Annotated in this window: 9 protein-coding genes and 3 pseudogenes; 10 read left to right on the top strand and 2 right to left on the bottom strand. The window is 73.3% G+C overall.

The genetic code is table 11. The annotated features are described in order from the left end of the window. Positions 1-298 precede the first annotated feature (298 nt). A pseudogene (locus AAT21_RS33125) lies at positions 299-1,474 on the bottom strand (IS701 family transposase); the annotation flags it as partial. A 252-nt stretch (positions 1,475-1,726) separates the two neighbouring features. Here AAT21_RS33125 and AAT21_RS33120 point away from each other — a divergent pair. The 9 genes and pseudogenes from AAT21_RS33120 to AAT21_RS33080 form a co-directional block, all read left to right on the top strand. Next, positions 1,727-2,491 (top strand): annotated as a pseudogene (locus AAT21_RS33120) (UTP--glucose-1-phosphate uridylyltransferase); the annotation flags it as partial. Between the two features lie 195 nt (positions 2,492-2,686). Further along, positions 2,687-3,643: a ParB/RepB/Spo0J family partition protein gene (locus AAT21_RS33115; RefSeq protein ID WP_046780680.1), complete on the top strand. Its 957-nt coding sequence runs from the start codon at positions 2,687-2,689 to the stop codon at positions 3,641-3,643. A gap of 75 nt (positions 3,644-3,718) precedes the next feature. Further along, complete coding sequence (locus AAT21_RS33110; RefSeq protein ID WP_046780679.1) at positions 3,719-5,140, top strand: MFS transporter; 1,422 nt, start codon at positions 3,719-3,721, stop codon at positions 5,138-5,140. Positions 5,141-5,212: 72 nt separating this feature from the next. Beyond that, positions 5,213-5,950: pseudogene (locus AAT21_RS37260) on the top strand (alpha/beta hydrolase fold domain-containing protein); the annotation flags it as partial. Between the two features lie 154 nt (positions 5,951-6,104). Further along, the gene (locus tag AAT21_RS37255; protein WP_052758094.1) at positions 6,105-6,374 is read left to right on the top strand and encodes an LLM class oxidoreductase; all 270 of its coding nucleotides are present in this window, start codon (positions 6,105-6,107) and stop codon (positions 6,372-6,374) included. A 129-nt stretch (positions 6,375-6,503) separates the two neighbouring features. Next, on the top strand, positions 6,504-7,238 hold the full coding sequence (locus AAT21_RS33095) for a tyrosine-protein phosphatase (protein WP_046780677.1): 735 nt from the start codon (positions 6,504-6,506) through the stop codon (positions 7,236-7,238). Between the two features lie 121 nt (positions 7,239-7,359). After that, complete coding sequence (locus tag AAT21_RS33090) at positions 7,360-8,304, top strand: hypothetical protein (protein ID WP_052758093.1); 945 nt, start codon at positions 7,360-7,362, stop codon at positions 8,302-8,304. Continuing rightward, positions 8,301-8,948, top strand: a complete 648-nt coding sequence (locus AAT21_RS33085; RefSeq protein WP_157879830.1) for a hypothetical protein — start codon at positions 8,301-8,303, stop codon at positions 8,946-8,948. Before AAT21_RS33090 ends, AAT21_RS33085 begins: the two co-directional genes overlap by 4 nt. Further along, a complete protein-coding gene (locus AAT21_RS33080) occupies positions 8,929-9,750 on the top strand; it encodes an inositol monophosphatase family protein (protein WP_046780675.1) in 822 nt (273 codons plus the stop codon). The genes AAT21_RS33085 and AAT21_RS33080 overlap by 20 nt, the downstream gene beginning before the upstream one ends. Positions 9,751-9,766: 16 nt before the next feature. Here AAT21_RS33080 and AAT21_RS33075 read toward each other — a convergent pair whose 3' ends face one another. After that, a complete protein-coding gene (locus tag AAT21_RS33075; protein WP_235439310.1) occupies positions 9,767-10,957 on the bottom strand; it encodes an SLC13 family permease in 1,191 nt (396 codons plus the stop codon). 157 nt (positions 10,958-11,114) lie between these two features. Here AAT21_RS33075 and AAT21_RS33070 point away from each other — a divergent pair, with 157 nt between their 5' ends. Further along, positions 11,115-16,979 carry a WD40 domain-containing protein gene (locus tag AAT21_RS33070; protein WP_046780797.1) on the top strand — a complete coding sequence of 1,955 codons (5,865 nt, stop codon included), beginning with the start codon at positions 11,115-11,117 and terminating at the stop codon, positions 16,977-16,979. Positions 16,980-16,996 lie beyond the last annotated feature (17 nt).

The raw sequence follows: 16,996 nt of genomic DNA, 5'->3' as shown, positions 1-16,996 counted from the left end.
CTGCTCCGGCTGAACGTCGAGGCCCGTGACCCGGACACCCTGGCCCGCATCCGCGACGAAGCCCTGTCCCTCATCCGCGCCTGACCGTCCGGTCCGAGGGGGCCGGCCTTCCAGCCCCCTCGTCCCGCACCTCCAGCCACGGGCCCGCAATGTCAGCCTCGCCAGGGGGCACCTCCCGGCGGTAGCCGGGGGAGTTTGAGGCGCGGGGTGTGGGGCGGAGCCCCACGAAGCCCCGGCGGAGCCGGGTTTGCCTAGCCCGCCCAGCGGTCCCAGCGCTCCCGCAGGGCGGGCAGCCGGGCAGCCCCTTGTAGGCGTACGCGGCGGACATCAAGGTCATGTGGTGGTGCCAGCCGGGGAAGGAACGCCCCTCGAAGTCCAGGAGGCCGAAGTCGTCCGCCAGGACACCGAGCGTGGCGGTGGCCCGGCCCGACTGCCGGACCAGCCGCAGCAGGTCGTCCATCCGGTGGCGGCTCATGTTGGTGAGCCAGACCGCCCCGCCCGCCCGTGCGCCGGCCCCCGGCCCCCCTTCGCCGAACAGGCGGTACGTCTGCTGCGCGCCCGGCACCGCCAGGTCCCCGCCCGGCACCCGGACCAGCGCCGAGTGGATCCGCAGGCCCTGCGGGCGGGCGGCCGGGCGTACGGCCGGGCCCGTGAGCGGAGCCGCGTACGGATGGCTGGTGTTGCCGCGACGGGCGAGCTCGGCCGCGGTGGTGGCGCGCACGGCCGGCCGCACCGGCTCACCCGCGCGCGACGGCCCGGCCGCGCACACGGTGAGGGCCGGCGGGACGGACACCAGGAAGTCGTGGCCGCGCCGGCCGAGCATGCCGATCAGCGCGCCGGCGTCACCGAGACGGCTGAGGTCGGCGACCACGGGGGCCCGCGCCGACGAGGTGCGGGCTGCCGTCGAGTCGATGAGCCCCAGAACCAGGGACTCCGGGCTCTGGTGCGCGACGTCGGCGGAGATCCGGGCCCGGCGTCGCAGGTCCGGGTCGACCGACCAGGACTCGGGAAGCACCAGCCGCCAGTCCACGGGCACGCTCATGCCGTCCAGGGACAGGAAGAGGCCGAAGCCGAGCTGGCAGTTGACGATGCGTCCCGCGGCCGGGTCGAAGCGGCGGTGGACGCCGACCGAGTGCTCACCGCGCTTGGGGAAGCAGACCTGACCGATCGTCCAGGCGCGCACCGGGTGGCGTTCCTCGACCCAGCGGAGCAGTTCGGCCCGGGCCGGACCCCACTCCCACGGGCTCGCGTTGATGAACTGCTGCAGGGACTGGGACGCGGTGGGTGATGTGGTCACGGACGCGGCGAGCCTGCGGACGGTCTTCTTGCCCGGGGTGGTCAGCAGGCCCTGTAAGTAGACCCGGGCCCATCTGCGCTGGTCGGCCCTCGGTAAGTGGCCGAAGAGGCGTTCCGTGAACTCGTCCAGGACGGTACCGCCGGTGGCCGGGGCCCGGGTCCTCGTCTGCGCCGTCATCTGTCGTCTCCCCTCCGGGGCGGACACCGGTCCGCACCAAGACACTCCAGAGAATACAGAACGTTCGTTTTGCTTTCTAGGTGAAGTGTGGCGCCCCCGCCGCGACTTGGGCACGTTGGGGGTACGGCGTCGCCGCCCTCCGACCTGGGCGGCGCGGGACGGCGGGGCATGGTCGCTTCTTCGTCAAGTAGCCGTTGTGCGCGGTCGGCGCCGGGGTGACGCTGGAGGTCGCCCCCGTGCCGGGCGCAGGGGGCGGTCGCGGCGGGGATGTCGGACATCCTCATGGTCACCGGACGCAACAAGCGTCCGCTCGAGGACCACTTCGACCGCAACTACGAGCTGGAGGAAGCCCTCCAGCGCCGTGGTGATCAGGACGAACTCAACAGCGTCTGTGCCTCCACCGAGCTCGCCGACATCCACTACGTGCGCCAGCGGGACCCCAAGGGGCTCGGGCACGCCGTCCTGTGCGCGGCACCACACGTCGGCCGGGAGCCCTTCGCGGTCCTCCTGGCCGACGACCTGATCGACCCCCGCGATCCCCTGCTGGCCCGGATGGCTGAGGTGCGCGCCCGGCTCGGCGGCAGCGTCGTGGCCCTCATGGAGGTGGACCCGGACGCCATCCACCTGTACGGATGCGCCGCGGTCGAGGGGGCGGCGGCCGGCGGCGACGGCGTGCGCATCACCGAGCTGGTGGAGAAGCCGGAACCCGGCACAGCCCCCAGCAACCTGGCGATCATCGGCCGCTACCTCCTCGACCCCGAGATCTTCGACGTGCTGCGCGGCACCGGCCCCGGACGCGGCGGCGAGATCCAGCTCACGGATGAACTGCGCACCCTGGTCCGCGCCGGGCGCCCGGTGCACGGCGTGGTCTTCTCCGGCCGGCGCTACGACACGGGTGACCGCGCCGAGTACCTGCGCGCTACGGTCCGGCTCGCGTGCGAACGGGAGGATCTGGGCCCCGAATTCCTGTCCTGGCTGTGGGAGTTCGTGCGCGTGGAGGAGCTCGCCGCGGTGTGACGCGCAGCCTGCCGGGCGACCGGGGAAGTTCTGCGGTCGCCCACCTGACCGGCCCCTGTTCCACCAACTTGCCGAAATCTCCACGGGGTTCGGCTGCCAGATTGGATACCGAACGGTAGTTACGTAACTTCTCCTCCGGGCCCGGCGAACAGTGCGGCGGCCCAGGCATCGAGTGCACGAAGGGAGGTGAACCCCATGGACGATCCGACCGCACGACACCCGGTGCAGCAGACCCCCCACTTCGCCGAGGTTCCGGTCGGCGAACTGCTCGACGCGGATTCCCCCCGTACCGTCCCCGTGGACGAGAGCCACGCACAAGCCCTCGCGAACTCCGGCCGGACGCTCCCGCCGCTGCTCGTGCACCGCCCCACGATGCGCGTCATCGACGGAACGCACCGCCTGCGGGCGGCCGTGCTGAGGGGCCGGGACACCGTCGCAGTGACGTACTTCGACGGCAGCCCCGAGGACGCGTTCGTCCTCTCGGTCGAGGCCAACATCAGCCACGGACTCCCGCTGACCCTGGCGGAACGGACCGCCGCGGCATCACGCATCCTGCGGTCCCACCCGGACTGGTCCGACCGCGGGATCGCCGGGCGGACCGGGCTGGCTGCCAAGACCGTCGGGGCGTTGCGCCGCCGGGAGGCTCCCGGGCACGACCCGCCGAGCCGTGTCGGCCGGGACGGACGCGTCCGGCCGGCCGATCCGGCGCGCGGCAGGGAGGCCGCGGCGCGGCTCCTCGCGGGCCGCCCCACGGCTTCCCTGAGGCAGATCGCACGGGAGGCGGGCATCGCGCCCTCGACCGTGCGGGACGTGCGGCGGCGGATCGGGGAGGGCGAGGATCCCGTGCCGGCGGGACAGCGGCGCTCGGGCAACACCCCAGCCCCGGCCCCGGTGACTGCCCGAGGCCGCGGGCAGCCACTGGCCGCACTGGTCACCGGCCTGTGCAAGGACCCCCTGCTCAGACTCAGCGAGGCGGGCCGGCTGCTGCTGCGCATGCTCGACCTCCAGGCGGGCGGGCTGCGCCTCCGGGATCGGATCGTCGCCGCGGTGCCCCCGTACCGCGCCGAGACCGCTGCCGCGCAGTGCGCCCGCGACTGGCAGGAACTGTCGGAGGAGCTGGGCCGCCGAGCCTCGGCGGACGCCCGCGACTGAGCGGCCCTCCCCCCCCATGCCGGCCTTCCCTGCTGGAAGGCCTCCGTTCATGTGTGTTCGAAAGGAAGTCTGGCGATGTCGGTTGTCGAGGGTGCGCGGGTTGATTCGGGTGCGGGGGAGGTGCTGCCGGTCCGGTTGGACGGGCGTTTGAAGTTGGTTCTTGTGGTGCTGCTGGTGGCGCAGTTCATGCTGGCGGTGGATTTCTCGATCCTGAATGTGGCGTTGCCGGTGATCGGTGACGGGCTCGGGTTCTCGTTGTCGAATCTGCAGTGGATCGCGACGTCGTTCGCGTTGTGTGCTGCTGGTTTCACGTTGTTGTTCGGTCGGGTCGCGGATCTGTTCGGGCGCCGGCGGCTGTTCCTGGTGGGTCTGGCGGTGCTGGGTCTGTCGTCGCTGGTGGGTGGTCTGGCGACGTCGCCGGAGATGCTGATCGTGGCGCGTGTCTTCCAGGGTCTGGCGACGGCTGCGGTGACGCCGGCGGGTCTGTCGCTGCTGACGACGTCGTTCCCGGAGGGTCCGTTGCGTGAGAAGGCGCTGGGTCTGAATGGTGCGCTGATGTCGGCGGGGTTCACGACGGGCGCGATCCTGGGTGGTGTGCTGACGGATCTGCTGTCGTGGCGGTGGGCGTTCTTCATCAACGTGCCGGTGGCGTTGGCGGTGTTGTTCATCGCTCCGGCGGTGATCAAGGAGTCTCGTCCGGATGTGCGGCCGAGGCTGGATGTTCCGGGTGCGACGGCGGTGACGCTGGGTCTGCTGGCTCTGATCTACGGGCTGACGCAGGCGGGTGAGCATGGTTGGGGTGCGCCGTCGGCTCTGGGCTGGCTGGCTGTCGGTGTGGTGCTGCTGGTGGTCTTCTACGGGATCGAGTCGAGGAGTTCGGCTCCGCTGGTGCCGGTTTCGGTGTTGAAGAAGAAGACGGTGGCGTGGGGGAACATCGCGGGTCTGATCGCGTTTTTGACGGAGACCAGTCTGGTGTTCCTGATGACGCTGTATCTGCAGGAGGTGCTGGATTTCTCGCCGCTGACGGCCGGTCTGTCGTTCGGTGTGCTGGGTGTGGGCACGGTGATCGGTGGTTCGGTCGCTCCGCGGGTGATCGGTGCGGTGGGGACGCGGTCGACGCTGGTGGTCGGTGGTGTGCTGCAGGCGGTGGCGACGGTGAGTCTGGTGGCTCTGGGTGAGACGTCGGCGTCGATGTGGCTGCTGCTGGTCGCGACGTTCGCCGGTGGTGTCGGGAACATGCTGGTGATCGTCGGGTTCATGGTGACCGCGACGACGGGGCTGCCGGATCACGAGCAGGGTATGGCGACGGGTCTGGCGACGATGACGCAGCAGATCGGTATCACGATGGGTACGCCGATCATGTCGGCGGTGGCCGCGGCGAACACCGACATCCATGCGGGTATCACCACGGCGGTCATCGTGAACACCGCGATCGTGGTCCTCGGGATCGTCACCACCGTCCTCTTCCTCCGCACCAGGAAGCAGCCCGGCAACTAAGGCAACTCCGCCTCGGGACACACCTGCCGCGGCGGCGAACGTAGGCCCCAGCCACGGAGGGAAGGAACCCCGATGGCAACACCCACCCACTCGGCCGCCGGAAGGAGCCGTGCCCAGATCCGCTGGGAGCACGCGAGCATCCCCTCCCCGTCCGGCGCCCTCCCCGCGAGGGTGTACCGGTCGGCGGCAACCGCACCGCAGGGCTGGCTGGTCTGGGCGCACGGCGGCTCCTGGCGCGCCGGATCCGCCCAGGACTGGCACGGCGCCACCGCCGACCTCGCCCGGTCCTCCGGCTTCGCCGTCGTCGGCGTCGACTACCGGCTGGTGCCCGAAGTACGCCACCCGGCGATGGTCGAGGACGTACTGGCAGCGCTGGCCTGGGCCCGGGAACAGGCCGGGGAATCCGCTCCCGTCGCCGTCGGCGGCGACAGCGCGGGAGCCACCCTGGCCGCCTGCGCCGCCCTCGCCTGCCGGGACCGCGGCCTCCCACTGGCCGCCCAGCTGCTCGCCTACCCGCCGCTGGACCCCGGCTGCACGGCCGCCTCGTACCACCGCTTCCCCGACATGTTCCCCACGGCCGCCTACCTGAGGGCGGCATGGCAGGACTACCGGGACCCGGGCCGGCCGGCCGCCGCCGACGGCACCCCGCTCCACAGCACCCCCTTCGAGGCGGCCGACCTGCGCGGCGTGGCGCGGGCCGTCCTGGCCACCGGCGACCTCGACCCCGTCAGTGACGACGTGCACCGCTACGCCTGCCTGCTGCACGCGGCCGGAGTGGAGGTCACCCTGCGGGAGTTCGGGCAGACCGGCCACGGGGTGTTCCTCCAGCCGGGCCCCGCCACCGGCGGCGGATCCGACACGGCGTCCCTGCGCGGCTGGCTGGGCGCGCGCCGGCCGTGCCGAGGAACTGGCCCAGAGCCTGCTGCTGTGGCGCGCCCGCAAGGACCTCGGCCAGGACGCTCCGTTGCCGTCGTACGAGACCACGCGCCGCCACCGCTGGACGGGCGCGGAGCTGGAGCGGGCCAAGGTGCACCGCACGGCCCTCGTCTCCGGGGCGCCCGAGCAGGTGCACGCCGTACTGACCGGGCTCGCCGCCACCCACGGGGTCGACGAGCTGATCGTCAACACCCTGACGGCCGACCCCGCCGACCGGCAGCGCTCCTACGAGCTGCTGGCCGAGGCCTTCGCCCTCCCGGCGGCCCGGCGGGAGGCGGCCGTGCCGGCCGTCGGCTGAGGCCGTGACCCCCGGATCCTGTGTGCCCGCGACGCCCGCACCGGGCGCCGCGGGCACGGGCCGGATGATCTACGGTGAGCGGCGGGGGCGCCGTCGGCCGGCGGCGCCCGAAGGCGAGGGGGAGCAGCGATGGACCGGCACGTCGCATTCGAGCGGCTGCACAACTTCCGCGACCTGGGCGGCTACGGGAGCCGTGACGGCGGGACCGTCCGGTGGCGGACCCTGTACCGCGCCGATTCCCTGGGCAAGCTCAGCGGCGCCGACTGGGACAGGTTCCTGGAGCTGGGCATCGGCACCGTGATCGACCTGCGCTACCCGTGGGAGATCGAGGCCAAGGGCCGGGTGCCGGAGGCGGAGCGGTTCCACTACGTCAACCTGAGCATCGAGCACCGGCCCTACGACCAGGCCGAGATCGACCCCGGCATCGACCCCTGGCGCTATCTCGCCGACCGGTTCGCGGAGGTCACCGAGGACGGCGCCGAGGAGATCCGGCAGGTCCTGGAGACCATCGCCGACGCGGACGGGCCCGTGGTCTTCCACTGCACCTCGGGCAAGGACCGGACCGGGCTGATCGCCGCGTTCGTCCTCACCCTGCTCGGCGTCCCCGAGGAGCAGGTCCTCGCCGACTTCGCGCTCACCGAGCTGGCCACCGAACGCCTCGCCGCCGACTGGCGGGCCGCCAACCCCGACCGGGTCATGAAGTGGCCGGGCTACGGCCGCGCCCCCGCGGTGGTCATGGAGCTGGTGCTGGCGGACCTGGAGGCCCGCCACGGCTCGGTGCACGGCTACCTCCGGGACCGGGTGGGACTGCCGGAGCGGACCGCGGAGCGGCTGCGCGCCCGGCTGCTGACCGCTGCCGCTTGACGACAGAGCCTCGGCGTGAACCGGCGTGCGCGCGGGCGCTGCCCGGCGACGCGAAGTCGCTCTGGTGGCGCTGCCGGAGGATCCCTACCATCGGAACAGGGGCGGGGGAGGGGGTGCGTTGATGGCAGCGCAGGTCGGGCGGCTGGAGCGCTTCGTGGCCTGGGTGCTGCGCAACGCCGATGTCGTCGTCGCCCTCTGTGTGGCGATGGGCATCGGCTTCCTGGAGATCTTCGGAGACGTCGTCAGCGACGATGTCTCCTCCGGTGCCACCCTCGTCGTCCTCGGCCTTCTCGCGACCGGCTCGATCGTCGAGCGCGTCCGCCGGCCCGCCGTCATCCACGAGGCACTGAGCGGGACCCGCCAGGCCCTGGAGGACCTCGCCATGGTCCGCTCACTCTCCGGCAACGAGGTCGGCGAGGCACTGCGCAAGGCCAGGCAGCACACCAACCTCTGGTACTTCAAAGGCGGTACGGGCACCTACCTCAGGGCGGTCACGCTGCCGCTGTGCGTGGCCGCCGCCAAGGAACAGCGCTCCCAGCTCAATGTGAAGATCGACATCGTCAACCCGGCCGACGAGCGCGCCTGCGCCGCCTACGCCCGGTTCCGGCAGATGTTCGGCGGGCAGCGCGGGGGCGACGAGGTGTGGACCACCGACCGGGTCCGCCGGGAGTCGTACGCGACCGTCCTCGCCGCCTGCTGGTACCAGCGGCAGCTGACCACCCTCGAGATCAGCGTGCACCTCTCGTCCGCGGTGCCCACCCTGCGCTTCGACCTCTCCGAAACCTGCCTCGTCATCACCCAGGACGACCGGTCCCGGGTGAACCTGCTGGTGGAGCGCGGACAACCGCTCTACGACTACTACGTCACCGAGTTGCACCAGAGCCGCGAGCAGGCCACCGTGCTCGATCTGCGCGTCGCGTCGCCCCTCGGCCAGGAACCCACCGTCGACGAAGTGCGGACGCTCTTCGACGACCTCGGGCTCCCGCTGCCGCGCGTCTTCACCGACAGCGACATCGGCAGGATCATCGAGAAGGCCCTGCACGCGGAGGACCCCTACAGGAGGTGAGGCGCTCCGGCGCGCGTGCCATGGACCACGAGCTCGAAAGGACCCTTGTCTCCCTGGAGGAGATCGCCTCCGGGGAACGCGAGTTACGGGCCGTCCGCCATCCCCTCGGGTTCCTGTGCCTGCCCCTGCTGAGAGAGGGCCTGCGCGGCACCTGCGTACACCTCTTCGAGGCCGGCAGCCGCGCCGAGCCCGACGCCTCCCCGATGCACGCCCACAGCTGGGAACTGCACAGCCGCGTGCTGTACGGCCGGGTCGCGAACCTGCCCGTGCGCACGCGGGCGGTGCCCGACGGCGAGGAGGGCGCCACCCACCGGGTGTTCGAGGTGCACAGCCACAGCGACGGCGTGGACGAGATCCGCCCCACGCCCCTGCTGGTGCGCAGCGAGCCCGGGCCCGCCCGCATCAGCACCGGCGGCGAGACCTACACCTTGCCCGCGGGCGAGTTCCACGCCACCGCGCTGGAGGGCCCGGAACCGGCGGCCACCCTCGTGCACGGCCTGTCGGTCCCCGGCCGGCGCGACCTCTCGCTCGGCCCGCTCGACGGCCGGCCGCGCCGCACGACCCGCCGGCTGTGCGACAAGGCGCAGACCGTGCACAGCGTCCACACCGTCCTCAGGAGGATCGATGCCCAACAACGGGCCTGATTTCGCCCGCGAGCGGCAGATCGCCGTCGCCGCGGCGGAGGAGGCGGGCGGTCTGCTGCGCAGGCGCTTCGGCGCGGTGCACTGTCTGCGGACGAAGGACGAGTACGGCGACGTACAGGTCGACCTCGACCTCGCCGCCGAGCAACTCGTCCTCGGCCGGATCCGGCGGCACTTCCCGGACGACCGGATCCTGTCCGAGGAGGCCGGGCTCCTGGACGCCGCCGGCGAACGCACCTGGCTGGTCGACCCGCTGGACGGCAGCAACAACGTCGTGATCGGACTGCCCGCCTACGCGGTCGGCATCGGGCTGTGCCTGGCCGGTGTCCCGGTGCTGGGCGTGGTGCACGAGCCGGTCACCGGAGAGACCTGGCACGCGGTCAGGGGCCACGGAGCCCACGGCTCCGCCGGGGCACTGGCCGGGCCCGCCCCCGGGTTGCCGGCCGCCGCACCCGTCGTCGCCTGGACCCAGGGGTACGCCGTACGGCGTGGGGACGCGACCGCGGTCGCACTGCGCGGCGTACTGGAGCTGCACTGCCGGCGGGTGCTGCAGCTGTGGGCGCCGCTGCTCGGCTGGAGCCTGCTGGCGCGCGGCACCATCGACGCCTTCGTCGGCTACCGGGCCGAGGGCGTGGACCTGCCGACGGGGGCGCTGCTCGCGGCCGAGGCCGGGGTGGAGCTGCGCACCCTGGCCGGGGCGCCGTTCACCCCCGGTTTCGCCGGGGACGACTCCGGGCGCAGCTTCGTCGCGGCGCGCGGCGAGACCCTGGCGTACCTGCTGCGGGAGGTCGGCGCCGTCATCTGAGGGGTGCCCTGCCGGCTCAGGTGGTGGCGGCCAGCGCCAGCGTCGCCGACAGGGTGCCGGCCACCGAGAGGACGAGTCCCGTACCGAGGAAACGGCGCAGGTCGATGCGGGTGCCGTGCCAGCGGCACCGCTCGAACCACAGCAGGGTGGCCAGGGACGCCCACGGTGTGATGACCGGGCCGACGTTGACGCCGATGAGCTGCGCCAGCAGCTGCTGGTGGTTGGCCTCCGGGATGGCCGCCTCGCCCGCCAGGTACGCCGGCAGGTTGTTGAGCACGTTGGAGAAGCCCGCGCCGACCGCCGCCGACCGCAGCATCCCGACGAGGCCGTTGTCCGACCCCATCGCCGCGGCCAGGAGGTCGTGCAGCCCGTGCGCGTTGACGGTCTCCACGACCAGGAACATGCCCGGCACCAGCACGAGCAGCCGCCACGGCACCAGGGACAGGCGCAGCGCCCCGCGGTTGCGGATCGCGAAGGCCGCGACCACGACCAGGGCCGCCGTCATCGACGCCGACCACAGCGGCACGTCGGCGAGGAGCAGCGCCACCAGGAACCCGCCGCACGCCACCGCGCACACCCGGAACAGGACACGGTCCTTCGGACTCGGCGGCGCCGGCGGCGCGTAGCTGACCGCGCCGCGCCGCCCCGGACGCCAGTAGAAGCCCCACAGGCAGGCCATCGTCACGGCTATGGCGGCCAGCTGCGGCGCCCACATGGTGGCGGCCATCTCCGACGGGGCCAGCGCGACCCGGTCGGCGGCCAGCAGGTTCGTCAGGTTCGACACGGGAAGCAGCAGGCTCGCCGTGTTGGCCAGCCACACCGTGGTCATCGCCAGCGGCACGGCCGCGATACCCACCCGCGTCGCCAGCGCCAGCATCACCGGGGTCAGCAGGACCGCCGTCGTGTCCAGGTTCAGGGTGATCGTCGTGACGGACGCGAACGCGACGCAGAGACAGAAGAGCAGGGCGTAGTTGCCGCGGCCCACCCGCGCCACCCAGGTGGCGACCACGTCGAAGACCTCGGCCTTGCCCGTGAGCTCGGCGAGGACGATGACGGTGGCCAGGAAGACCACCAGGGGCCCGATGCGTTCCAGGACGTCCCCGGCGGGTTCGCGCGGCAGCAGGCCGGTGGCGACGCAGAGCACCCCGAGGGCGAGCAGCCCGCCGGCCAGCCAGTCCAGTGGATGCAGACGCCTGAGGAGAGACACGGCGAACAGAGTCGCACACGCACGCGCCCCGGCGGCAGGCGGTCCCGGCCGGAACCGGACACCCCTGCCGGGCCGGGGTGAGCGGACCCGCACGCTCCGCGACGCCGCCCCGTCGGGACCGGGGCGCGGCCGGAGCCCCCGCCCTACCATGGTCCTCATGATGACGGACGGGCAATTCGGGGCGTCAGTACGGGAGTTCGACTTCTTCATCAGCTATTCGCCGGCGGACGAGCCATGGGCGGCGTGGATCGCCTGGACCCTGGAGGAAGCCGGCTACCGCACGGTCGTCCAGGCCTGGGACTTCGTACCGGGAACCAACTTCATCGACTTCATGGACCGCGGGGTCAGCGAGTCCGTCGCGGTGATCGCCGTCCTGTCGCGCCACTACGAACGCTCCACCTACGGGCGCATGGAGTGGCAGGCCGCGCTCCGCGCCTCCCCCGAGTCACCCGAACGACGTCTGCTGACCGTCCGGGTGGACGAGATGCCCATCGAGGGGCTCCTCGCCACCATCACCTACGTCGACCTGGTGGGCGTCGCCGACACCGACACCGCCCGCTCCCTGCTGCTCACCCGGGTCGAACAGGCCGTCGACGGACACGCCCGCCCCGGCCGGCGGCCCGGCTACCCCGGCAGCGCACCGGTCGGTGCGCAGGGCGGCGGACCGGGCGTCCCCCGCCTCCCCGCGCAGGCCCACCCCGGCGGACTCCGGCCGAGCGCGCTCGCCGGCCCCGGCTGGGCGGGCCGCCGCCGGCCGGCCCGCGCGCCCCTCTACCCGCAGGCCTCCCCGGGAGGCCTCCCCGGCCGCGCCCAGGAGGCCGTGACCGTCCTGCACCTGGCCGGGCCCGACTTCGGGCGGGGCCGCGAGCCCGACGCGCTCAGCCGCCAGATCCGCGGCGACCTCATCATGCTCAGGGACGCTGGAGCGCCGTCCCCGGACCTGATGGTGGTCACCGGCGACCTCACCGCCTCCGGCAGCCCCCGCGAATGCGACCAGGCCCTCAGCTTTCTCACCACCCTGCGCTCCCAGCTCGACCTGTCGCCGCAGCGGGTGATGGTCGTACCCGGCGCGCAGGACGTGAACCAGGCCGCCTCCCAGGCCTACTTCCACACCTGCGAGGCCGACGAGGTGGCACCGCAGCCGCCGTACTGGCCCAAGTGGCGCCACTACACACGCCTGTTCCGCGGCCTCTACCAGGGACTGGACACCGTCTTCGACAGCGATCAGCCCTGGACCCTCTTCCCGGTGCCCGAACTGAGCACGGTCGTCGCCGGATTCAACTCCTCCATCGCCTACAGCCACCGCCAGGAGGAGCAGTACGGCTTCATCGGCCGTGACCAGGCCGCCTGGTTCGCCGAGGCCATGCGCCGCTACGAGGACGAGGGCTGGCTGCGCATCGGCGCCCTGCGCCACCCGCTCACCGACGGCCGCCGCCCCGGCGACGCAGTCGGCGGCCCCGGCGGACTGCGCGACGCCGACACCTTCGCCCGGCTGGCCGCCCCACGGCTGCACCTGCTCCTCCACGGCCCGACCGGCGGCCCCCGCACCCTCTCCGCCACCCCCGCCCACAGCCGGCTCACCGGACCCGCCGGCGGGCTGCCGCTCTTCGGCTCCGCGGCCCCCGCCCGCTTCCAGCTCCTCCGGGTCACCGCGGACGCCGTCACCCGCTGGGACGACCGGATCACGTCGGACGCCGAGCGGTTCCCCGGCGAATGGCGGCACACCCGCCGGGTGTTCCCCGTCCCCGAACTGCCCCCCGTGATCAACGTCGAGCACGCCCAGGGCCGGGCCCCCCTCGACGACCCCGCCGCCGCGCTCGCCGAACGGGTCAAGGAGATCTGCCGGGTGCGCAGGCCGGGCGTACGGCTGCGCGACGTCCCGCGCCGCGAGCCGGGCGACATGGTCCAGATCATGGCCACCTGGCAGGAGCAGGAGGACGACGTCGTCCAGCAGCAGCGCATCGCCGTCCACCCCGGGACGCCCACCGAGGAGGAACTCGACCGGTTCGTCGGCCAGGTGCACGCCACCGACTCCGGCTCCGAGGCCGTCCTCGTCCACGGAGGTGACGCACCGGCCGGCGTACTGCGGCACCGGGCGGCCGCCCACGGCGTACGGGTCCGGGTGCGCAGCTTCATCGAATTCCAGGGCCTGCTCGACCTGCGCGGCTACGTCGCCGCACAGACGGCCCGGCTCAGCAGCAGCGAACAGTACGCCCCCGGCCTGTACCTGCCCCAGCGCTACCGCGACGCCGACCGCCCCGACGGACAGGAGCACGACGGCCTCGTCGAGGAACTGCTGGAGCTCCTCGAATCCGACCACGGCCGCTTCGTCCTGCTCCTCGGCGACTTCGGACACGGCAAGACCTTCGCGCTGCGCGAGCTGGCCCGCCGCATCCCCGAACAGCTCCCGCACCTCACGCCGCTGCTGATCCCGCTCAACACCCTCGACCGGGCGCACAGCCTCGAAGGCCTCGTCGCCGCCCACCTCGCCGGCCACGGCGTCGACACCATCGACCTGCGGGCCCTGCGCTACATGCTCGCCCAGGGCCGCGTCGTCCTGCTCTTCGACGGCTTCGACGAACTGGTCCACCGGGTCAGCTACGACCGGGCCGCCGACCACCTCCAGGTCCTCCTCGACGCGGCCGTCGACAACGCCAAGATCGTGGTCAGCAGCCGCACCCAGCACTTCAAGTCGCACGCACAGGTCCTCACCGCGCTCGGCGAGCGCGTCGGACTGCTCCCGCAGCGCCGCGTCCTGTCCGTGGAGGGCTTCACCCCGGCGCAGATCCGCTCCTACCTCGTGCGCAGCTACGGCGACGAAGGCGCCGCCGACCGGCGCTACCAGCTCCTGCGCAACATCCCCGACCTGCTGATGCTCTGCCGCAATCCGCGGCTGCTGTCCTTCGTCGCGGATCTGAGCCAGGACCAGCTCCGCGCGGTCGCCGGAGCGGGCCGCGCGCTCAGCCCGGCCCGGCTGTACGAGGACGTCTTCACCTCCTGGCTCGGCCACGAGGAGGCACGCGGCCAAGGCGGGCCCGGCGCCCCGCCCGGACTCACCGTCGACGAGCTCTGGGCGGCCGTGACCGCGCTGGCCTGGCGGCTGTGGGAAAGCGGCCGCAGCGCCCTGCGCCTGGACGAGCTCACCGAGACCGTCGCCGCCACCCTCAGCGAACTCACCGAGTCCCCGCTGACCCCGTCCGAACGGGCCCAGGCGGTCGGCGCCGGCAGCCTGCTCGTCCGCAGCTCCGACGGCGTCTTCCAGTTCATCCACGGCTCCGTCGTCGAATGGCTCGTGGCGCGCGAGGCCGCCCACCAGCTGGGCCGCGGCAGCCACGCCCTCCTCGTCGCCCGCCCGCTCAGCCAGCTCGCCGTCGAGTTCTTCTGCGACCTCGCCGACCACGAGCTGTGCGCCCGGTGGGTGCGCGAGGTCCTCGACGCCCCCAGCCGCGGGGTCAGCGACGCCGCCCGCGCCAACGCCGTCCGCATCAGCGACCGCCTGCGCGTGCCGGCCAACGCCGACCTGCGCGGCGCCAGGCTGGCCGGTGAGGACCTCTCGCACCGCGACTTCTGCGGGGTCGACCTCTCCGACGCCGATCTGACGGACACCCGGCTCATCGGCGCCAACCTCTCCGGGGCCCTGCTGCGCGGCACCCGGCTGACCGGCGCCCGCCTCGACCGGGCCGACCTCGGCGGAGCCGACCTGACCGGCGCGAACCTCAGCCGGGCCCGCCTGACCCGGGCCGACCTGCGGGGCGCCGTGCTCACCGGCAGCCGCTGGCACCGGGCCGCGCTCATCGACGTCCGCCTGGACGACGCGGTACGGGCGGCCCCCGAACTCGCGACCGCCGCGATCGCCCCCGGCATGCCGGTGGACGCCGGATTCCGGCCGTCGGCGGTCGGCGTCCCGTACGGCTTCGGCATGCGCACCGGCCGGCTGCCCGAGCCCATCGCCTACAGCGCCGACGGCGAACTCCTCGCGGTCGGCAGCGAGGACGGCTCCGTCCTCGTCTGCGGCGCCGACGACGGCCGGGCGGTGCGCACCCTCCAGGGCCACGAAGGACGCGTCTACGCGGTGAAGTTCCGCCCCGACGTCATCGCCACCGGCGGATCCGACGGCACCGTACGCCTCTGGGACCCGGTCACCGGCGCGTGCCGCCACAGCCTGCCGGTCCACCCCGACGGGGTGTGGCCGGTCTCCTTCGACGAGGCGGGCACGATCCTCGCCACCGGCGACAGCGAAGGCCTGGTCACGGTCTGGGACGTGGCCGCCGGCCGCCCCGTCCACCGGCTGCCCGGCCACACCGCACCCGTCTACACCGCCGTCCACAGCCGCGACGGCCATCTGCTCACCGGCGACGCGGCCGCGAAGGCACGGCTCTGGGACCTGAGCACCGGAACGTGCGTCCAGGAGCTCGACGGTCACCAAGGGGCCGTCTACCGGGCCCGGTTCAGCCCCGACGGCACCCTCTTCGCCACGGCGGACCGGGGCGTGGGCGGACAGGGCGGCACAGTACGGATCTGGCGGACCTCGGACGCCCGCCTGCTGCACGAGTTCACCGGCCACACCGGCCGGGTCTACGTCCTCGACTTCCACCCCGACGGCAACCTCCTCGCCAGCGGCTGCACCGACGGCCAGGTCCGGCTCTGGGACCCGGTCGTCGGCACCCCCGCCGGCGTGCTCGAACGGGGAACGGGCGCCGTCTACCAGGTGCTGTTCGGCGACGACGGCAGGCTCCTGACCGCCTGCGACAGCAACGGCGCCGTCCGGCTGTGGACGGTCACCGGCCGCCCCCACGGCTACACGATCGCCCTCCACGCCCAGCAGCCCGACGACCACCGCGGCACCGCCTGGGCGTGCGCCTTCCGCCCCGGCGACACCCAGCTGCTCACCGTCGGCAACGACGGCGGCGCCCAGATCTGGGACACCGCCACCGGCCAGGGCAAACGCATCCTGCGCGGGCACGGCCGCAGGATCAGCACCGTCGCCTTCGGTGCGGACGGCTCCCACCTGGCGACCGCCGGCAACGACGGCGTCGTACGGCTCTGGGACACCCGCACCGGACGGTGCACCGAGGAGCTGTCCGGCCGCGGCGACCGGCTGGTCTCGGCGGCGTTCAGCCCCGTCGAACCCCTCCTGGTCACGGCCAGCAACGACGGCGACATGTACCTGTGGGACCCGGTGGGCGGCCACTACCTGCGCGAGCTGGACGCCGAGACCGAGCACGTGTGGGCGGAGGCCTTCAACGCCGACGGGACCCTGCTCGCCACCGCCAACGACGACGACTCCGTCCGCGTCTGGTTCCGCCCGACCGGCTCACCCGTGTCGAACCTGGCCGCGCACCGGGGCCGGGTCCGGTCCATCGCCTTCCGCTCCGACGGCGACGTCCTGGCCACCGGCTGCGACGACAGCGTCGTACGGGTCTGGGAGGCCAGGAGCGGCCGCCTGGTGGAGGAACTCGGCGGCGCCGCCGGCCACGCGGACCGGGTGTACGGCGTCGCGTACGGCCAGGGCGGCGCCTGGCTGGCGAGCGCGAGCTGGGACGGCAGCGCCGTCGTCTGGCGCGACGGGGAGGCCCGCCTGCGGCTGCGCGGCCGGGGCGGACGGCTGTGGGCCGTGACCGCCCACCCGGACCGGCCGCTGCTGGCCGCCGCGGGCGACGACCGGGCGGTCGCCCTGTGGCACGCCGAGACCGGCGAGCGGGTCACGAACCTCGTCGGCCACACCGGGCGGGTGCTCTCCCTCGCCTTCTCCCCGGACGGCGGCCTGCTGGCGAGCGGCGCCGAGGACGGCACCGTACGGCTCTGGAACATCCCGGCGGACGGGGGGACGCCCTCGCTGCGCGCCACGCTGATGGGCATGGCGGGCGGCTGGGCGGCGCTGACCCCGGCCGGCGGCTACAAGTACGAGGGCGACGTCGCCGGCGAGTTCTGGCACGTGGTGGGCATGTCCCGGTTCGCACCGGGGGAGCTCGACGAGTACCTGCCGGGCATCCACCGGCTGCCGCTCGGCGAGGAACTCTGACGCGCCGCATCCGGCCG

The organism is Streptomyces yangpuensis (assembly GCF_001005295.1).
GTDB classification, from domain to species: Bacteria; Actinomycetota; Actinomycetes; order Streptomycetales; family Streptomycetaceae; genus Streptomyces; species Streptomyces yangpuensis.
Note: the sequence above shows the minus strand (reverse complement) of the source record. Positions and strands in the feature narration are given on the sequence as shown.